This window comes from Cryobacterium fucosi (assembly GCF_004403515.1).
GTDB classification, from domain to species: Bacteria; Actinomycetota; Actinomycetes; order Actinomycetales; family Microbacteriaceae; genus Cryobacterium; species Cryobacterium fucosi.
This window is the reverse complement of record NZ_SOHH01000060.1, coordinates 1-1,406: the sequence shown is the minus strand read 5'-3', so window position 1 is coordinate 1,406 and position 1,406 is coordinate 1. Positions and strand designations below refer to the sequence as shown.

General features: G+C 71.4%; 1 protein-coding gene. It reads right to left on the bottom strand.

Annotated elements, in window-relative coordinates:
* Nucleotides 1-1,068 (bottom strand): Rv2578c family radical SAM protein (locus E3T48_RS07045; protein ID WP_134523215.1); only part of this gene is annotated, 1,068 nt, incomplete at its 3' end.
* Nucleotides 1,069-1,406: the final 338 nt, after the last annotated feature.

Below are 1,406 nucleotides of genomic sequence, written 5' to 3'. Positions count from 1 at the left end.
GGGGGCGGCGGGATTGGCGGGCGGGCGGGCAAACTCCGGGCGGGCAAGCTCCGGGCGGCCGAGCTCCGGGCGGCCGAGGGCGCTCGAGCGCACGCCGCCGGTCGCGGGATCCTCCCTGCCGCGCTCGAGGCCGTGCGCGCGAATCAGCGGTTTGATGCGCGCCGCCAGCCAGATCCGGTACTCCTTCGGAGCGTACGCGCCCTTCGCGTAGAGCTCCTGGTAGCGCGGCATCAGCTCGGGGTGGTCGCGGGCCAGCCACTGCAGGTACCAGTCCTTGACACCGGGGCGAAGGTGCAGCGCGGTGTACATGATGTTGGACGCGCCGGCCGCCCTGGCCTGGCGCAGCGCGGCATCCAGGTGCGCCTTCGTGTCGGTGAGGAACGGCAGGATCGGCATCATGAACACCGAGCAGTCGAGCCCGCGCTCGCGCACCGCGGTCACCGTGGCGAGGCGGGCGGCGGTCGACGGGGTGCCGGGCTCGACCGCCTGCTGCAGCTCGTCGTCGTAGATGGCGATCGACATGGCCAGATCGACGGGAACGACTTCGCTCGCCTCGACGAGCAGGTCGAGGTCGCGGCGCAGCAGGGTGCCCTTGGTGAGGATGGACAGCGGCGTTCCGGACTGCGCGAGGGCGGCGATGATGCCCGGCATCAGCCGGTAGCGTCCCTCCGCCCGCTGGTACGGGTCGGTGTTCGTGCCGAGGGCCACCGGATGCCTGCCCCAGCCCGGCTTCGCCAGCTCCTTCCGCAGCACCTCGGCCACGTTGACCTTCACGATGATCTCGTTGTCGAAGTCTGTGCCGGCGTCGAGGTCGAGGTAGGTGTGGGTGGGGCGGGCAAAACAATAGGAGCACGCGTGGGAGCAGCCCCGGTAGGGGTTGATTGTCCAGCCGAACGGCATCGCGCTCTGGCCGGGCACCCTGTTGAGCGCCGACTTGGCGAGCACCTCGTGGAAGGTGATGCCGGCGAACTCGGGCGTGCGCACGCTGCGCACGAGGTTGTTCAGCCGCGCCAGTCCGGGCAGCGCGCCCGTCTGCTCCGTGCTCAGCTCCTGCGCGCTCCACCTCATGCAGGTATTCGAACACATGTTCGAGGGTTAATCAAGCGGATGCCGCGTGGTGTCCTTGGTTCCTGGGCCCGCGGCATCCGTCGCCCACGCCTTCAGTCGGCGCCCCCCAGTCGCTCGGACGTCGCTCGAGGCCCGCCCGGCCGCACGCACCTCGCTCGCGGCCCGCCCGCACGTTCGGGATGGAGATTCTCGCGACACGCCGTCTCCGCGGGCAGGACACCCCGTGTCTCGCGAAAAGCTCCATCCCGAACGCGCGCTCCCGGCCCGCGAGCGGCGCGACGCCGCGGGCGCCGCCTACGCGGTCAGGTTCAGCGCGGCGGCGGTGGCGGCGAGCGACG